A 16,564-nucleotide genomic window follows, 5' to 3' on the forward strand; every position below is an offset into this window, starting at 1 on the left:
CTTTTCGGGTAGACCGGAGCTGACTGCCCAGTCAGTGAGGCAGCCCGAGCATCGCCGGATGGGTCACCCGCAACATCCAGCGAGCCTGTCCTTTTCCGGCCCGCCCGCGACGATCCACCAGCCAGCCTCTGGGTTCGAGCGTCTTGCCAGAGAGCCGGGATAACTCAGCCAGATCGAAAGCATCGAATGCCTGTGGCGGAATGTGCACCACCACCGGGCCATCCATCTCCAGCCAATAGCCGCCACGATTGTGCTCGACGCGCTCGACTAGGCTCTGCAACAAGGCGAATCCGCCTTGCCTCACCGCGCGGGTCGAGCCCGGCGTCAGCTTGCGCCAGATACCCAGGCGGGATTGCCGCGCCAGCCGCTCGGCCCGCAGATGACAGGCCACCAGCGCCGTATTGGGGGCGATCGCCACCATCAAGCCAAGGCCCTCGGCCAGCAAGGCCGATTCCAGATTACGGCCCTGCTCGTCATAGGCGTGGGCAAGGGTACGACCATAGCGATCTTTTGACTCGCGCCCAGGGACCAGCCCCACCCGTCCGTTGCTCGCCTCGACGAGCGCGCGCAGCCGACGCTGTGCTGCCACGGCGAAGGGCTCGGCCTTGCGCCCGTCACGCCCCAGTTCCGGCGCATTGATGCCGATCAGGCGCACGCTTCGGCCATCGACCAGACGCAGCGTATCGCCATCGACCACCTTCGCCACGCCCACCCGCGGCAGTGTCCCAGGCGAGGGACAGAACGCGAGCGCCGGGAGGCTGCAGATGACGGAAACGAAAAAGGCGCCCACGAGGGACGCCTTTTTCATGTGCTCGGAAAACCTCATCGGATTCCCGCTGTGCCGGCTTACTTGGCGCCGAACACACCGAAACGCTGCTTGAAGCGATCGATACGGCCGCCGGTATCCAGCACCTTCTGCTTGCCGGTGTAGAACGGGTGGCACTCGGAGCACACGTCGATGTTCAGGTTCTTGCCCAGCGTGGAGCGGGTCTTGATGACGTTGCCACAGCTGCAGGTGGCTTCGATTTCGACGTAGTTCGGATGGATATCGGCTTTCATGGTGAATCCTCTGGGATTGCGTGCCGCCACCCGACCCTATGTCGAGTACCGCACGAAGTAGGGCGCGAATCATACCAGAGCACAAAGGTGATGCAAGCGCAGGCGACCGACGTTCCGGCGCCTCCGGACGCGCTATCGGACGGCACCGAGCACCGCGATCGTTTACCATCGGCGCTCGTCACCAAGGATCAACGCGTGCCTTCCAGCATCCTCCGCCTGGCGCTGCCTTCGCCGCTGCGCCGCCTGTTCGACTACCTGCCACCACATGGCGTCGCTCCCGACTCGCTGCAGCCGGGCATGCGCCTGCGCGTGCCGTTCGGCCGGCGCGAGGTCATCGGCGTGCTGGTAGAGCTGAGCGATCAGAGCGAAGTGCCGCTGGAAAAACTCAAGCCTGCGCTCGAGCTGCTGGATAGCAAGCCGCCACTGCCGCTCCCCCTGTTCAAGCTCTGCCTGTGGACCGCTCAGTATTACCAGCACAGCCTCGGAGATACCCTGAACTGGGCATTGCCGGTGCTGTTGCGCCAGGGCGAACCGGCCGAAGCGCGCCTGGAACGCTACTGGCGCCTGGTCGAAAGTGCCAGCCCGGACGATCCGCGATTGGCCCGTGCCCCGCGTCAGCGCGAAGCCCTGAAGATCATCGCACAGCATGCCCACGGCCTGCCCCACGCCCTGATCGGCAAGCTGCAGCTGAACAAGGACAGCCTCGACCTGCTGCAGGAGAAGGGCCTGGTAAGGGTGGAGTCGCGCCGCAGCAGCCCAGCGCGACAGCACAGTGGTAGCTGGCTGCTGCAGGCCGAGCTGACGCTGAATGCGCAACAGCGCGCCGCCTTCGAAGCAGTCAGCGCCGGCCTCGGCAGCTTTCGGGCCTTTCTGCTGGCCGGCGTCACCGGCAGCGGCAAGACCGAGGTCTATCTGCAGCTGATCCATCGCGTGCTCGCGGCCGGCAAGCAGGCCCTGGTGCTGATCCCGGAGATCAACCTCGGCCCACAGACACTGGCCCGCTTCGAGCAGCGTTTCAATGCGCGGATCGCGCTGCTGCACTCCAACATCAACGATCGCGAGCGGCTCGATGCCTGGCTCGCGGCCCGCGATGGCGAAGCGGACATCATCATCGGCACCCGCTCGGCCCTGTTCACGCCGATGAAGAATCCCGGCCTGATCATCATCGACGAGGAACATGACGCTTCCTATAAACAGCAGGAAGGCCTGCGCTATCACGCCCGCGACCTGGCGCTGGTCCGTGCCCGCCAGGAAAACCTGCCGATCGTGCTCGGCTCGGCGACGCCCTCGCTGGAGAGTCTGCACAACGCCCACAGCGGCCGCTACGCGCTGCTCAAGCTGAGCCAGCGCGCCGGTAATGCCCAGCAGCCGCGCTTCCTGCGACTGGACGTGAAGAGCCGCCCCCTGGACGCCGGCATATCCGGCCCGCTGCAACAGGCCATCGGCCAGACGCTCGCAGCCGGGCAGCAAGTACTGGTCTATCTCAACCGCCGTGGCTTCGCCCCAACCCTGCTTTGCCACGACTGCGGCTGGCTCAGCCAGTGCCCGCGCTGCGATGCGCGCATGACCCTGCACCAACGGCACAACGAACTGCGCTGCCACCACTGCGGGCACGTCGAGCGGCCGCCGCGCAACTGCCCCGACTGCGGCAAGGTAGACCTGCGTCCGGTCGGCGCCGGGACCGAGCGCGCCGAAGAGCGGCTCGGCGTCCTGTTCCCCGATTACCCGGTGCTGCGCATCGACCGCGACAGCACCGCGCGCAAGGGCGCGATGGAAAAGATGTTCACCACCATCAACCGTGGCGAGCCCTGCCTTTTGGTCGGCACCCAGATGCTCGCCAAGGGGCACCATTTTCCGCGGGTGACCCTGGTGGCGATTCTCGACGCCGACGGCGGGCTGTTTTCCGCCGATTTTCGCGCCAGCGAGCGGATGGCCCAGTTGATCGTGCAGGTCGCTGGGCGTGCCGGACGCGCGGAGGAACCGGGCAAGGTGATCATCCAGACGCACCTGGCCGACCACCCGCTGCTGGTGCAGCTGACCGACCAGGGCTATTTCGCCTTCGCCGAGCAGGCGCTGTCCGAACGTCGCGCCGCCGGCCTGCCGCCCTTCAGCCATCTGGCATTGCTGCGCGCCGAAGCGCAGAAGCCCGGCCAGGCCGAGGCCTTCCTCGACGAAGCCTGCACGCTGGCGGAGCAGACGCTCGGGCAGCTGCAGCTCAGCGGCATCGAGCTGCTCGGCCCGGTGCCGGCGCCGATGGAGCGTCGCGCCGGGCGCTACCGGGCGCAGCTGCTGCTGCAGGGCAACGCCCGCGCGGCCTTGCATCGCCTGATGGATGCCTGGGTGCCACTGCTCGAGCAGCTGCCCGGCGGACGCGCCGTGCGCTGGAGCCTGGATGTCGACCCGATCGATCTGTTCTGATTATGCCGTCGGAACCATGACTTTCCGGCAGCGCGAACCACACGGCTTGAAGCCACACCCATCACGCCCCGATAATGCCGGGTTTTCGCGCACTTCCTGCGGACCGAGCCGACCATGAAAGACAGCATTCGCCACCTGATCCAGCAAGCCCTTGTTCGCCTGACCAGCGAGGGCGTGCTGCCGGAGGGACTGACGCCCGCGATTCAGGTGGAAAACACCAAGGACAAGAGCCACGGCGACTTCGCCAGCAACATCGCCATGATGCTGGCCAAGCCAGCCGGCATGAAGCCGCGCGACCTGGCCGAGAAGCTCATCGCCGCACTGCCGCAGGACGCGCAGATCAGCAAGGTCGAGATTGCCGGCCCGGGCTTTCTCAACTTCTTCCAGAATAGCGACGCCCTGGCCCAGCGCCTCGAAGCTGCGCTGGCCGATGCGCAACTTGCGGTGCACAAGGCGAGCGCCAAGCAGCGTGTGGTGATCGACCTGTCCTCGCCGAACCTGGCCAAGGAGATGCACGTCGGCCACCTGCGCTCGACCATCATCGGCGATGCGGTTGGCCGGGTGCTGGAGTTCCTCGGCGACGAGGTGATCCGGCAGAACCACGTTGGCGACTGGGGTACCCAGTTCGGCATGCTGCTGGCCTATCTTGAGGAGAAGCCGGCCGCCGCGGAAAGCGAGCTGGCAGATCTCGAGCAGTTCTACCGCGCCGCCAAGCAGCGCTTCGACGAGTCACCCGAGTTCGCCGATCGCGCCCGTGAACTGGTGGTCAAACTGCAGGCGGGCGATGACCAGTGTCTGAGCCTCTGGACGCGCTTCAACGATATCTCGCTGTCGCACTGCCAGAAGATCTATGACCGTCTCAACGTCAAGCTGACCCCGGCTGACGTCAAGGGCGAAAGCGCCTACAACGCCGACCTGGCGGACATCGTCGAGGCCCTGCGCGAGAAGGGCCTGCTCACCGAAGACAATGGCGCCCAGTGCGTCTTCCTCGATGAATTCAAGAACGCCGAAGGCAACCCGCTACCGGTGATCGTGCAGAAGGCCGGTGGCGGCTATCTCTACGCCACCACCGACCTGGCCGCCATGCGCTATCGCAGCCAGCAGCTGCACGCCGACCGCGTGTTGTATTTCGTCGACCAGCGCCAGGCCCTGCATTTCCAGATGGCCTTCGAAGTGGCCCGCCGAGCAGGCTTCGTCCATGAAGGCATGCAGTTGGAGCACATGGGCTTCGGGACCATGAACGGCGCCGACGGCCGCCCGTTCAAGACCCGCGATGGCGGCACGGTCAAGCTGATCGACCTGCTCGACGAAGCCGAGCAGCGCGCCTATGCCCTGGTCAAGGGCAAGAATCCGGAGCTCGACGAGGCCGAGCTGCGTCAGATCGCCCGTGCGGTGGGCATCAGCGCGGTCAAGTACGCCGACCTATCCAAGCATCGCACCAGCGATTACCGCTTCAACTTCGAACTGATGCTGAGCTTCGAAGGCAACACTGCACCTTACCTGCTCTATGCCTACACCCGCGTGGCCAGTGTGTTCCGCAAGCTGGGCAAGGGTATCAGCGAGATCAGCGGACAGATCCAGCTGGACGCCGAGCAGGAAGTCGCCCTGGCCGCCAAGCTCGCCCAGTTCGGCGAAGTGCTGAACAGCGTGGGCGAAAAAGGCGAGCCGCATCTACTATGCGCTTACCTCTACGACCTGGCCGGGCTGTTCTCCAGTTTCTACGAGCACTGCCCGATTCTCAGCGCCGAACAGGATGCGCAAAAGCAGAGCCGCCTGCGCCTGGCCGCCCTGACCGGCCGCACCCTCAAGCAGGGCCTGGAACTGCTCGGCCTGGAACCCCTGGAGCGCATGTAAGTGGCAGCAAGGAAGAAAGCCGCGCCCAAACGAGGCGCCAGCCGTTATCAGGCGCCGGCCAAGCAGCCCGTGCCTGGCTGGATCTGGCTGGTCTGCGGTCTGGTCATCGGCGGCTTCATCATGTTCCTGATGAGCCTCGAGCCGGGCGGCGAGGAGGTCAAACGCAACAAGGACGCGCCCAAGACTGCGATCAAGGAGCAACCCAAGCGCACGCCGGCCAACGAGCAGCCACCCAAGCCGAAGTACGACTTCTATACCTTGCTGCCCGAATCCGAAGTGATTCTGCCGCCTGAAACCAAGCAGCCTGAACCGCCGACTGCGCCGGTCACAGCCGAAGAAGCAGCGAAGATCGACGAGGCACGCGCCCAGGCCGCGCTCAACGGCCAGGTGCCACCGCCACCACCGACCGTCGCCAAGGCGCCCGTGACGCAGTTCTTCCTGCAGGCCGGCTCGTTCCGCCAACAGGCAGAGGCCGACCGGGTGCGCGCGCAGATCATCCTGCTCGGCCAGGATGTGCGGGTGGAAAGCGTCAAGGTTCGCGACGAGCCCTGGTACCGTGTGCTGGTCGGCCCGTTCAGCAGCCGCGAACAACTCAATGCAGCGCAGAAGACCCTTGGAGCAAGCGGCTACAAGAACCTACTGTTGCAGCAACGACAGACGCGCTAAATGAAAACGCCGGGCATGACCCGGCGTTTTTAATTGAGCCGAGAAACCCTGCTCAGCTTTCCCGCGGCGCGTAGGCGAAGACATCGGCGCGCATCTGATGTGGGTCCATTCCCGCCTCCACCAGCGCATCCAGAGTGCCGTAAACCATCGAGGGCGAGCCGCTGGCATAGATATGCAGCGGCTTGAGATCGCTGAAGTCTTCGCGAATCGCCTCGTGCAGCATCCCGCAGCGCCCTTCCCAGCCGCAGACATCACTGACCACGCGGTGCAGATGCAGGTTGCTCATGCTCTGCCACTCCTCCCAGTGCGGCAGTCGATAGAAGTCTTCCGGTCGCCGCACCCCCCAGTACAGATGCACCGGATGCTGAAAACCGGCAGCGCGGCAGTACTCGATCAGGCTGTGCATCTGCGCCATGCCAGTGCCGGCGGCGATCAGTACCAGCGGACCCTCCGGCAGTTCGGCCAGGTGCGTGTCGCCGAAGGGCATCTGGATCCGAGCGAAGCCCTGGCGACGCAGGAAGGCCAACAACTCGATAGCGGATTCCTCGCGAGCCAACACGTGCAGCTCCAGCTCGCGGCCACTGCCCGGCGCCGAGGCCAGCGAAAAAGCCGACCACTCGCCATCCTCGCGCTGCAGCAGCAGATACTGACCGGCGTGATAACGCGGCTGACGCCCGGCCGGCAGGCGCAGGCGCAGGCGCACCACGTCACCACCCACCTCTTCGTAGTCACTGAGCTGGCAGCTCAGCTCGCGCACCGGTAGTTCGCCGGGCGCCAGCACACCATCCCAGAGCAACACACAGTCTTCCAGCGGCTCGGCCAGGCAGGCCAGCAGCTCGCCGTGGTCGCGCACCTCGCCGTCCTGGCGCAGGCGGCCCTCGACCAGCAGCGAGGCACAGATATGGCAATTGCCATTGCGGCAGCTCTGCGGGCATTCGTAGCCCAGCCGCTTGGCCGCATCGAGTAGGCGTTCGCCGGGTCGCACATCGAGCACGGCGCCGGAGGGCTGCAAGGTCACTTTCATCTGCACGTCTTTTCTGTGAACGGGTGAACCCGTCAAGGCTTCGGGCGGGCTCGGGCCCGCCTCTTCGGTTATGTCAGTCGATACCCAGCTGCGACCAGAGTTCATCGACCCGCTGCTTGACGGCCGGGTCCTGAACGATGGCCCGCCCCCATTCGCGGTTGGTTTCGCCCGGCCACTTGTGCGTCGCATCCAGGCCCATCTTCGAGCCCAGCCCGGAGATCGGCGAGGCAAAATCCAGGTAGTCGATCGGCGTGTTGTCGATCATCACCGTGTCGCGCTTGGGGTCCATGCGCGTGGTAATGGCCCAGATCACGTCGTTCCAGTCGCGGGCATTGATGTCGTCGTCGGTGACGATGACGAACTTGGTGTACATGAACTGGCGCAGGAACGACCAGACACCAAGCATCACTCGTTTGGCATGGCCGGGATACTGCTTCTTCATGGTCACCACCGCCATGCGGTAGGAACAACCTTCCGGTGGCAGATAGAAGTCGACGATCTCCGGGAACTGCTTCTGCAGGATCGGCACGAACACCTCGTTCAGCGCGACACCGAGAATCGCCGGCTCATCCGGCGGACGTCCGGTGTAGGTGCTGTGGTAGATCGGATTCTTGCGGTGGGTGATGCGCTCGACGGTGAACACCGGGAAGCGATCCACCTCGTTGTAGTAGCCGGTGTGATCGCCGTAGGGTCCTTCGTCGGCCATCTCGCCGGGATGGATATGCCCTTCGAGAACGATCTCGGCATACGCCGGCACCTGCAGCTCGGAGCCGACCGCCTTGACCAGCTCGGTGCGCGAGCCGCGCAGCAGGCCGGCAAAGGCATATTCGGACAGCGTATCGGGTACCGGCGTAACCGCGCCGAGAATGGTCGCAGGATCGGCACCCAGCGCCACCGCCACCGGGTACGGCCGATCCGGGTACTTCTCGCACCACTCGCGGAAATCCAGCGCACCGCCACGGTGGCTCAACCAGCGCATGATGACCTTGTTGCGGCCGATGACCTGCTGCCGGTAGATGCCGAGGTTCTGCCGTTCCTTGTTCGGGCCCTTGGTGATAGTCAGGCCCCAGGTGATCAGCGGCGCGGCGTCCCCCGGCCAACAGTGCTGCACCGGGATCTTCGCCAGGTCGACGTCGTCACCTTCGATGATCACTTCCTGGCAGGGCGCGTCCTTGAGCACCTTGGGCGCCATGCTGATGACCTTCTTGTAGATCGGCAGCTTGCTCCAGGCGTCCTTCAGCCCCTTCGGCGGCTCCGGCTCCTTGAGAAAGGCCAGTAGCTTGCCGATCTCACGCAGTTCGGACACATCCTCGGCGCCCATACCGAGAGCGACCCGCTGGGGCGTGCCGAACAGATTGCCGAGCACCGGCATGTCGAAACCGGTCGGATTTTCGAAGAGCAGCGCCGGACCTTGCTTGCGCAAGGTGCGGTCGCAGATTTCGGTCATTTCCAGCACGGGGGAGACGGCAGCCGTGACGCGCTTGAGCTCACCGCGTTTTTCCAGGCCGCTGATAAAGTCGCGCAGATCGCGATACTGCATGCTTGAGCCTCGCATGGGCCGGCAGGGTCGGGGCGCAAAGTTTAGCGCCCGCGTCGGGTTTTCCAAAATCTGCAGACAGACAAAGGCCGGGTTTCCCCGGCCTTGTTGGCAACGACGAGTCGCTTACTTGCGCTTCATGGACATGAAGAATTCGTCGTTGGTCTTGGTGTCCTTGAGCTTGTCGAGCAGGAACTCGATGGCCGCGATCTCGTCCATCGGGTGCAGCAGCTTGCGCAGGATCCAGATGCGCTGCAGCTCGTCCTCGGCGGTCAGCAACTCCTCGCGGCGGGTGCCGGAGCGGTTGATGTTGATGGCCGGGAACACACGCTTCTCGGCGATGCGGCGATCCAGCTGCAGTTCGAGGTTGCCGGTGCCCTTGAATTCCTCGTAGATCACCTCGTCCATCTTCGAGCCGGTTTCCACCAGCGCGGTGGCGAGGATGGTCAGCGAGCCGCCCTCCTCGATGTTGCGCGCGGCGCCGAAGAAGCGCTTGGGCTTCTCCAGGGCGTGGGCGTCGACACCACCGGTCAGCACCTTGCCGGAGCTCGGGATCACGGTGTTGTAGGCGCGCGCCAGACGAGTGATGGAGTCGAGCAGGATGACCACGTCCTTCTTGTGCTCGACCAGGCGCTTGGCCTTCTCGATCACCATTTCGGCGACCTGCACGTGGCGGGTCGGCGGCTCGTCAAAGGTGGAGGCAACCACTTCGCCGCGCACGGTGCGTTGCATCTCGGTCACTTCTTCCGGGCGCTCGTCGATCAACAGGACGATCAGATGGCACTCGGGATTGTTACGGGTGATGTTGCTGGCGATGTTCTGCAGCATGATCGTCTTGCCCGCTTTCGGCGGTGCGACGATCAGGCCACGCTGGCCCTTGCCGATCGGCGCGCAGAGGTCGATCACGCGGCCAGTCAGGTCTTCGGTGGAACCGTTGCCGGCTTCCATCTTCAGGCGCTGGTTGGCGAACAGCGGAGTCAGGTTCTCGAAGAGGATCTTGTTCTTCGCGTTCTCCGGTCGATCGTAGTTGATCGAGTCGACCTTGAGCAGGGCGAAGTAACGCTCGCCTTCCTTGGGCGGGCGGATCTTGCCGATGATGGTGTCACCGGTGCGCAGATTGAAGCGGCGGATCTGGCTGGGCGAGACATAGATGTCGTCCGGGCCGGCCAGATAGGAAGAATCCGCGGAGCGCAGGAAGCCGAAACCGTCCTGGAGAATCTCCAGCACGCCATCACCGGAGATTTCCTCGCCGCTTTTCGCGTGCTTTTTCAGCAGGGAGAAAATCACGTCCTGCTTGCGCGAACGGGCCATGTTGTCGATGCCCATCTGTTCGGCCATTTCCAGCAGTTCGGTGATGGGCTTTTGCTTGAGTTCGGTCAGATTCATAGAAAGAGATCAGGAAGGATGTAGAAAGCGATTAGCTTGAGAAGCCGCGCAGCAGGAGACGAACGAGGCTCGTTGTGCTTTATGAGGCTGAAGTGCGTCGGCGACGGCATGCAGAGGGCGACGGAAGAAAGCGTCGCGAGGCCGAATTTAGCACCGTGCAGGCGAAGCGTCCACCCTGCTGAAGAAAAAAGCCCCCGCAAGTGCGAGGGCTTTGGAGGCGATCTTCGTCGTACTCAGATGTTGCTGTCGAGGAAGGCAGCCAATTGCGACTTGGACAGTGCGCCGACCTTGGTCGCTTCGACGTTACCGTTCTTGAACAGCATCAGCGTCGGGATACCGCGCACACCGTACTTCGGCGGAGTTTCCTGATTCTCGTCGATGTTCAGCTTGCAGACCTTCAGGCGGCCTTCGTAATCCTTGGCGATCTCGTCGAGTACCGGCGCGATCATCTTGCACGGGCCGCACCACTCAGCCCAGTAGTCGACCAGCACGGGACCGTCGGCCTGGAGGACGTCCTGCTCGAAACTGCTGTCGCTGACATTGTTGATGTATTCGCTCATGGATTTTCTCCAGGGTCGGAACAGAAAGGTCGCCATCATAGCCCTACTGCGGACGGATCGAAAGCCGCAGACCCGCCAGCGGGCTACGAGCAGCCGATCAGAGGCTCTGCGGCGGCGAAGACTGCGTTGGCGGATCGGGGCGATCATGTCAGGATGTCGGGGTTTTGCATCGAGACTGCCCAATGCGCCAGAACACCGCCGAGACCTTTCCCATGATCGCTGCCCTGGATCTGGGCTCGAACAGTTTTCACATGGTGCTCGCGCGCACCAGCAATGGCGAAATGCGCATCCTTGAACGTCTCGGAGAAAAGGTCCAGCTGGCCGCCGGGATCGACGAAAACCGCTTGCTCGACGAAGCCGCCATGCAGCGCGGGCTGGACTGCCTGCGGCGCTTTGCCCAGCTGGTCAATCATCTGCCGCAGGGCGCCGTGCGTATCGTCGGCACCAACGCGCTGCGTGAGGCGCGCAATCGCGCCACCTTCATCCGCCGCGCCGAAGAGATCATCAACCATCAGGTGGAAGTCATCTCCGGCCGCGAAGAAGCGCGCCTGATCTATCTGGGCGTGTCACACACCATCCCGAGCGGTTCGGGCCGGCGGCTGGTAGCCGATATCGGCGGTGGCAGCACCGAGTTCATCATCGGCGAAGGCTTCGAATCGCAGCTGCGCGAAAGCCTGCAGATGGGCTGCGTGAGCTACACCCAGCGTTTCTTCCGTGACGGCAAGATCACCCCGGCACGCTACGCTCAGGCCTACACCGCGGCGCGGGTCGAGCTGATGGGCATCGAGCATGGCCTGCGCCGGCTCGGCTGGCAGGAGTCCATCGGCGCATCCGGCACCATCCGCGCCGTCGGGCTGGCGATCAAGAGCGGCGGCATGGGCAACGGAGAGGCCAACGTCGAAGGTATCGGCTGGCTCAAGCGCAAGCTGTTCAAGCTCGGCGAGGTGGACAAGATCGATATCGACGGCGTCAAGCCCGATCGCCGCGGCGTGTTTCCCGCTGGCCTGGCGATTCTCGAGGCGATCTTCGATGCCCTGGAGATCAGCAGCATGACCCATTCCGAGGGTGCCCTGCGCGAAGGGGTGCTCTATGACCTGCTGGGCCGCCATCACGACGAGGACATTCGTGATCGCTCGCTGAGCTTCCTGATGGAGCGCTACCACGTCGACATGGAGCAGGCCGCGCGGGTCGAGGCCAAGGCGCTGGAGGCTTTCGACCAGGTGGCCGAAGCCTGGAACCTCGACCAGGACTGGCACCGCGAACTGCTCGCCTGGGCAGCCCGGGTGCACGAAGTGGGTCTGGACATCGCCCACTACCACTACCACAAGCACGGCGCCTACCTGATCGAGCACTCCGACCTGCCCGGTTTCTCGCGCCAGGACCAGCTCATGCTGGCGCTACTGGTGCGCGGCCACCGGCGCAACATCCCACAGGACAAGTTCGGCGAACTCGGTGCCGACGCCGATGCCCTGGTGCGCCTGTGCATCCTGCTGCGCTTCGCGATCCTGTTTCATCATATCCGCGGCGCGAACGCGGTCTCCGATGTGCAGCTCAAGCCGGCCGAGCGCAGTCTCGAACTGATCTTCCCGCCCGACTGGCTGAACGCCAACCCGCTGACCCGCGCCGACTTCGAGGCCGAAGCCGCCTGGCTCGCACGGGTGGGTTATGAACTGCGCATGAAATGAAACAAGGGCCCGCAGGGGCCCTTGTCGATTCAGGTGTGTGGTGCCGTCGCACCCAACCGGGCCGGCACCGGCGCCGTGCCTGGAACGAGCCGCGACCTCAGCGCGTGCCGACCTGCGGCCCGGTGAGGCGCTCGAGCAAGGTGCTCTGCACGTTGCGCGCGTTCTGGTTGCCGGTCGGGCTGTTGCGCACGTAGCTGCCGTCAGGCTGCAGGATCCAGCTCTGGGTGTTGTCGCTGAGGAAGCCTTCCAGCTCCTTCTTCACCCGCGTCACCAACTTCTTGCCCTCGACCGGGAAGCAGGTTTCCACCCGCCGATCTAGATTGCGCTCCATCCAGTCGGCACTGGAGAGATAGAGCTTCTCGTCGCCATCGTTCTGGAAATAGAACACCCGGCTGTGCTCGAGAAAGCGGCCGATGATCGAGCGCACATGGATGTTGTGCGACACCCCGGCGATGCCCGGCCGCAGGCAGCACATGCCGCGCACGATGAGATCGACACGCACGCCGGTCTGGCTGGCCTTGTACAGCGCCTTGATCATCTTCGGGTCGGTCAGCGCGTTGATCTTCAGGATGATGTGCGCCGGCTTGCCTTCGGCGGCGTGCTGGGTTTCCTGGGCGATCAGGTCGAGCAGCGTCTTCTTCAGCGTGAACGGCGCATGCAGCAGCTTCTTCATGCGCATGGTCTTGCCCATGCCGATCAGCTGGCTGAACAGCTTGGAGACGTCCTCGCAGAGCGCATCGTCCGAGGTCAGCAGGCTGTAGTCCGTGTACAGCCGCGCGTTGGCGGCGTGGTAGTTGCCGGTGCCCAGGTGCGCGTAACGGCACAGTTCGCCGTTCTCGCGGCGCAGGATCAGCATCATCTTGGCGTGGGTCTTGTAGCCGACCACGCCGTAGATCACCACCGCACCGGCCTGTTGCAGACGGCTGGCCAGCTGCAGGTTGGATTCCTCGTCGAAGCGGGCGCGCAGTTCGATCACCGCGGTGACCTCCTTGCCGCTGCGCGCCGCATCCACCAGCGCATCGACGATCTCGGAGTTGGCCCCGGAGCGGTACAGCGTCTGCTTGATTGCCAGCACGCAAGGGTCCTTGGCCGCCTCGCGCAGCAGGTCGACCACCGGCGTGAAGGATTCGAAGGGGTGCAGCAGCAGGATGTCCTGCTTGTTGATCACGCTGAAGATCTTGTCGCTGTTCTGCAGCAGCTTCGGAATCGACGGGGTGAACGGGCTGTATTGCAGCTCCGGGTGGCTGTCCAGGCCGGTGATACTGAACAGTCGGGTCAGGTTGACCGGGCCGTTGACCCGGTACATTTCGCTCTCGCCGAGGCTGAATTGCTTGAGCAGGAAGTCCGCCAGGTGCTGGGGACAGGTGTCGGCCACCTCGAGACGCACGGCATCACCGTAACGCCGAGAGATCAGCTCGCCACGCAGCGCACGGGCCAGGTCCTCGACGTCCTCGGTGTCCACCGAAAGGTCGGCGTTACGAGTCAGACGGAACTGGTAGCAGCCCTTGACCCGCATGCCATGGAACAGATCGTCGGCGTGCGCGTGGATCATCGAGGAGAGGAAGACGAAGTTGTCGCCCGCACCGCCGACCGACTCCGGCACGCGGATCACCCGCGGCAGCAGACGTGGCGCCGGGATGATCGCCAGACCGGAGTCACGACCGAAGGCATCGACACCTTCGAGCTCGACGATGAAGTTCAGGCTCTTGTTCACCAGCAGCGGAAACGGGTGGGTCGGATCGAGCCCGATCGGCGTGACGATCGGTGCGATCTCGTCACGGAAGTAGCGGCGCACCCATGCCTTGAGCTTGGCCGTCCAGTGCCGGCGGCGAATGAAACGGATCTGGTGTTCGGCCAGCGCCGGCAGCAGCACGTCGTTTAGGATCGCGTACTGGCGGTCGACCTGCTCATGCACCAGCTCGGAAATGCGCGCCAGCGCCTGATGCGGCTGCAGACCATCGGCGCCGGCCTGCTCGCGGGCGAAGGTGACGCGCTTCTTCAACCCGGCAACGCGAATCTCGAAGAACTCGTCGAGGTTGCTGGAGAAGATCAGCAGGAACTTCAGCCGCTCCAGTAGCGGATAGGACTCGTCCAGCGCCTGTTCCAGCACGCGGATATTGAACTGCAGCTGGGAAAGCTCGCGGTGGATATACAGTGCGCTGTCATCCAGATTGGTCACCGGCGCAACCGGCGTCTCTTCGATCGCCTCCGCCGGCGCAGGCACCGCCACCTCGGGCGCGGCCGGTTCCAGCATCTCGCTGACCACGGCGTCCTGCAGATCCTTTTCGCTGAGTCCCTGGTTGATCATCGCTTTGCCTCGAAAAGAGCTCACTGGCCCCGTTTTAATTGTTGTGCCGCCTGCTTGGCGAAGTAAGTGAGGATGCCATCGGCCCCGGCGCGCTTGAAGCCGACCAAAGACTCAAGAATGACGGCCTCGCTCAGCCAGCCGTTCTGGATGGCAGCCATGTGCATGGCGTACTCGCCGCTGACCTGATAGACGAAGGTCGGCGCCTTGAAAGCCTCCTTTACCCGCCAGACGATGTCCAGGTACGGCAGGCCGGGCTTGACCATGACCATGTCGGCGCCTTCGGCCAGGTCCGCGCCCACCTCGTGAAGTGCCTCGTCGCCGTTGGCCGGGTCCATCTGGTAGGTGTTCTTGTTGCTCTTGCCGAGATTCGCCGCTGAACCCACTGCATCGCGGAACGGGCCGTAGTAGGCACTGGCGTACTTGGCCGAATAGGCCATGATGCGCACGTTGTGGTGCTCGGCCACTTCCAGCGCCTCGCGGATCGCCTGGATGCGTCCATCCATCATGTCCGACGGCGCGACCACTTGAGCACCGGCCTCGGCATGGGAGAGCGCCTGCTTGACCAGCGCATCGACGGTGATGTCGTTCTGTACGTAGCCGTTGTCGTCGAGGATGCCGTCCTGGCCGTGAGTGGTGAACGGATCGAGCGCGACGTCGGTGATGATGCCCAGCTCCGGGAAGCGCGCACGCAACGCACGGGTTGCGCGCTGGGCGATGCCGTCGGGGTTCCAGGCTTCGGCGGCGTCCAGGGATTTCTTCTCCAGCGGCGTCACCGGGAACAGCGCCAGCGCCGGGATGCCCAGCGCCACCAGTTCCTCGGCCTCCTCGAGCAGCAGGTCGATGGATAGCCGCTCGACGCCGGGCATCGACGGCACGGCTTCGCGACGGTTCTCGCCATCGAGCACGAACACCGGGAGGATCAGGTCATCGACCGTCAGCACGTTCTCACGCACCAGGCGGCGGGAAAACTCATCGCGACGGTTGCGACGCAGGCGAGTGGCAGGGAACAACCGGCTGGCAGGAACGAAACTCACAACGGACTCCTGGCCCGCAGAACGGGCGAATATGACGTTTATAGGCCTGAAGCATGACGAAATGATGACAGCGCCATGCCGCCGGGCCTGCGAAATCGCCCCATTGTCGCCAGCCCCGCCGATGTCTGCCAGTGCTTTGATCAGCCGCAAAGCACCGGGCCAGACCCGCGGCAATGAACACCGAGCGGTCCGGCGAATCCAAGTCAGCAGGCAGGGCTTACCTGGAACCGTTCCAGGTATTAGCATCGAGTGCATCCGCAGCGCCCACCCCAGGGCCGTTGAAAACTGACCAGGAGTATCGCTATGAACAAGAAAGTCGCCGTGATCCTATCCGGCTGTGGCGTCTACGACGGCTCGGAGATCTATGAGAGCGTCATCACCCTGCTGCGCCTGGACCAGCGCGGCGTCAAGGTGCAGTGCTTCGCACCGAACATTGCGCAGATGCACGTGATCAACCACCTGACCGGCGAGGAAATGCCGGAATCGCGCAACGTGCTGACCGAATCGGCACGCCTGGCCCGTGGCGAAATCAAGGATCTGCGCGAGGCACGCGCCGAGGATTTCGACGCGCTGATCATGCCTGGCGGCTTCGGTGCCGCGAAGAACCTCTCCACCTTCGCCACCGAAGGTGCGAACAGCAAGGCGCTGCCGGACGTGGTGGCGCTGGTCAAGGCCTTCGCCGAGGCGCGCAAGCCGGTCGGCATGATGTGCATCGCGCCGACCATGGCCGCGGAGATCTTCGGCGCCGGCGTGATCTGCACCCTCGGCAGCGACGACGCCGACGCCGCCAAGGCCGTCGGCCAGATGGGTGCCAGCCACCAGGCCTGCGAGGTCAGCGACATCGTGGTGGACAAGCAGCACCGCCTGGTCACTACTCCGGCCTACATGCTGGCGCAGTCCATCAGTGAAGCGGCGTCCGGCATCTACAAGCTGGTCGACCGAGTGCTGGAGATGACCACCGAGGACTGATTCTTCGAGCAGGCTGCAAATCCCGGGGCAACCCGGGATTTTTTTGCGCGAAAGTCGCCAAAGC

Annotated in this window: 13 protein-coding genes; 5 read left to right on the plus strand and 8 right to left on the minus strand. The window is 64.2% G+C overall.

Features of this window, described 5'->3' with window-relative positions; all coding sequences use genetic code 11:
- Positions 1-31 precede the first annotated feature (31 nt).
- Positions 32-826, minus strand: a complete 795-nt coding sequence (locus tag ACX1DW_RS14080; RefSeq protein WP_458991716.1) for a thermonuclease family protein — start codon at positions 824-826, stop codon at positions 32-34.
- 20 nt (positions 827-846) lie between these two features.
- A complete protein-coding gene (gene rpmE / locus ACX1DW_RS14085; protein WP_003301052.1) occupies positions 847-1,059 on the minus strand; it encodes a 50S ribosomal protein L31 in 213 nt (70 codons plus the stop codon).
- A 195-nt stretch (positions 1,060-1,254) separates the two neighbouring features.
- Here rpmE and ACX1DW_RS14090 point away from each other — a divergent pair, with 195 nt between their 5' ends.
- From ACX1DW_RS14090 to ACX1DW_RS14100, 3 genes are all read left to right on the plus strand, one after another.
- Positions 1,255-3,477: a primosomal protein N' gene (locus ACX1DW_RS14090; RefSeq protein ID WP_200600435.1), complete on the plus strand. Its 2,223-nt coding sequence runs from the start codon at positions 1,255-1,257 to the stop codon at positions 3,475-3,477.
- Positions 3,478-3,591: 114 nt separating this feature from the next.
- Complete coding sequence (gene argS / locus ACX1DW_RS14095) at positions 3,592-5,331, plus strand: arginine--tRNA ligase (RefSeq protein WP_285360129.1); 1,740 nt, start codon at positions 3,592-3,594, stop codon at positions 5,329-5,331.
- Positions 5,332-5,997 carry an SPOR domain-containing protein gene (locus tag ACX1DW_RS14100; protein WP_110778202.1) on the plus strand — a complete coding sequence of 222 codons (666 nt, stop codon included), beginning with the start codon at positions 5,332-5,334 and terminating at the stop codon, positions 5,995-5,997.
- 52 nt (positions 5,998-6,049) lie between these two features.
- Here ACX1DW_RS14100 and ACX1DW_RS14105 read toward each other — a convergent pair whose 3' ends face one another.
- From ACX1DW_RS14105 to trxA, 4 genes are all read right to left on the minus strand, one after another.
- Positions 6,050-7,021, minus strand: a complete 972-nt coding sequence (locus ACX1DW_RS14105) for a CDP-6-deoxy-delta-3,4-glucoseen reductase (protein WP_200600439.1) — start codon at positions 7,019-7,021, stop codon at positions 6,050-6,052.
- A gap of 73 nt (positions 7,022-7,094) precedes the next feature.
- On the minus strand, positions 7,095-8,561 hold the full coding sequence (ubiD, locus tag ACX1DW_RS14110) for a 4-hydroxy-3-polyprenylbenzoate decarboxylase (RefSeq protein WP_458991717.1): 1,467 nt from the start codon (positions 8,559-8,561) through the stop codon (positions 7,095-7,097).
- A 123-nt stretch (positions 8,562-8,684) separates the two neighbouring features.
- Entirely contained in the window at positions 8,685-9,944 is a 1,260-nt protein-coding gene (rho, locus tag ACX1DW_RS14115) for a transcription termination factor Rho (protein WP_003295563.1), read from the minus strand.
- A gap of 233 nt (positions 9,945-10,177) precedes the next feature.
- The gene (gene trxA / locus ACX1DW_RS14120) at positions 10,178-10,504 is read right to left on the minus strand and encodes a thioredoxin TrxA (RefSeq protein ID WP_003283463.1); all 327 of its coding nucleotides are present in this window, start codon (positions 10,502-10,504) and stop codon (positions 10,178-10,180) included.
- A 182-nt stretch (positions 10,505-10,686) separates the two neighbouring features.
- Here trxA and ppx point away from each other — a divergent pair, with 182 nt between their 5' ends.
- Positions 10,687-12,189, plus strand: a complete 1,503-nt coding sequence (gene ppx, locus ACX1DW_RS14125) for an exopolyphosphatase (protein WP_110778205.1) — start codon at positions 10,687-10,689, stop codon at positions 12,187-12,189.
- A gap of 97 nt (positions 12,190-12,286) precedes the next feature.
- On the opposite strand, the gene ppk1 is transcribed toward ppx, so the two are convergent.
- Together ppk1 and hemB are read right to left on the minus strand one after the other, a co-directional pair.
- Entirely contained in the window at positions 12,287-14,497 is a 2,211-nt protein-coding gene (gene ppk1 / locus ACX1DW_RS14130; RefSeq protein WP_156245529.1) for a polyphosphate kinase 1, read from the minus strand.
- A gap of 20 nt (positions 14,498-14,517) precedes the next feature.
- Positions 14,518-15,531: a porphobilinogen synthase gene (gene hemB, locus ACX1DW_RS14135; protein ID WP_161611804.1), complete on the minus strand. Its 1,014-nt coding sequence runs from the start codon at positions 15,529-15,531 to the stop codon at positions 14,518-14,520.
- A gap of 303 nt (positions 15,532-15,834) precedes the next feature.
- Between hemB and elbB the strand changes: the two genes are divergently transcribed.
- Positions 15,835-16,500: an isoprenoid biosynthesis glyoxalase ElbB gene (gene elbB / locus ACX1DW_RS14140; protein ID WP_011911772.1), complete on the plus strand. Its 666-nt coding sequence runs from the start codon at positions 15,835-15,837 to the stop codon at positions 16,498-16,500.
- Positions 16,501-16,564: the final 64 nt, after the last annotated feature.

The sequence above is a fragment of the Stutzerimonas sp. KH-1 genome (genome assembly GCF_054483855.1).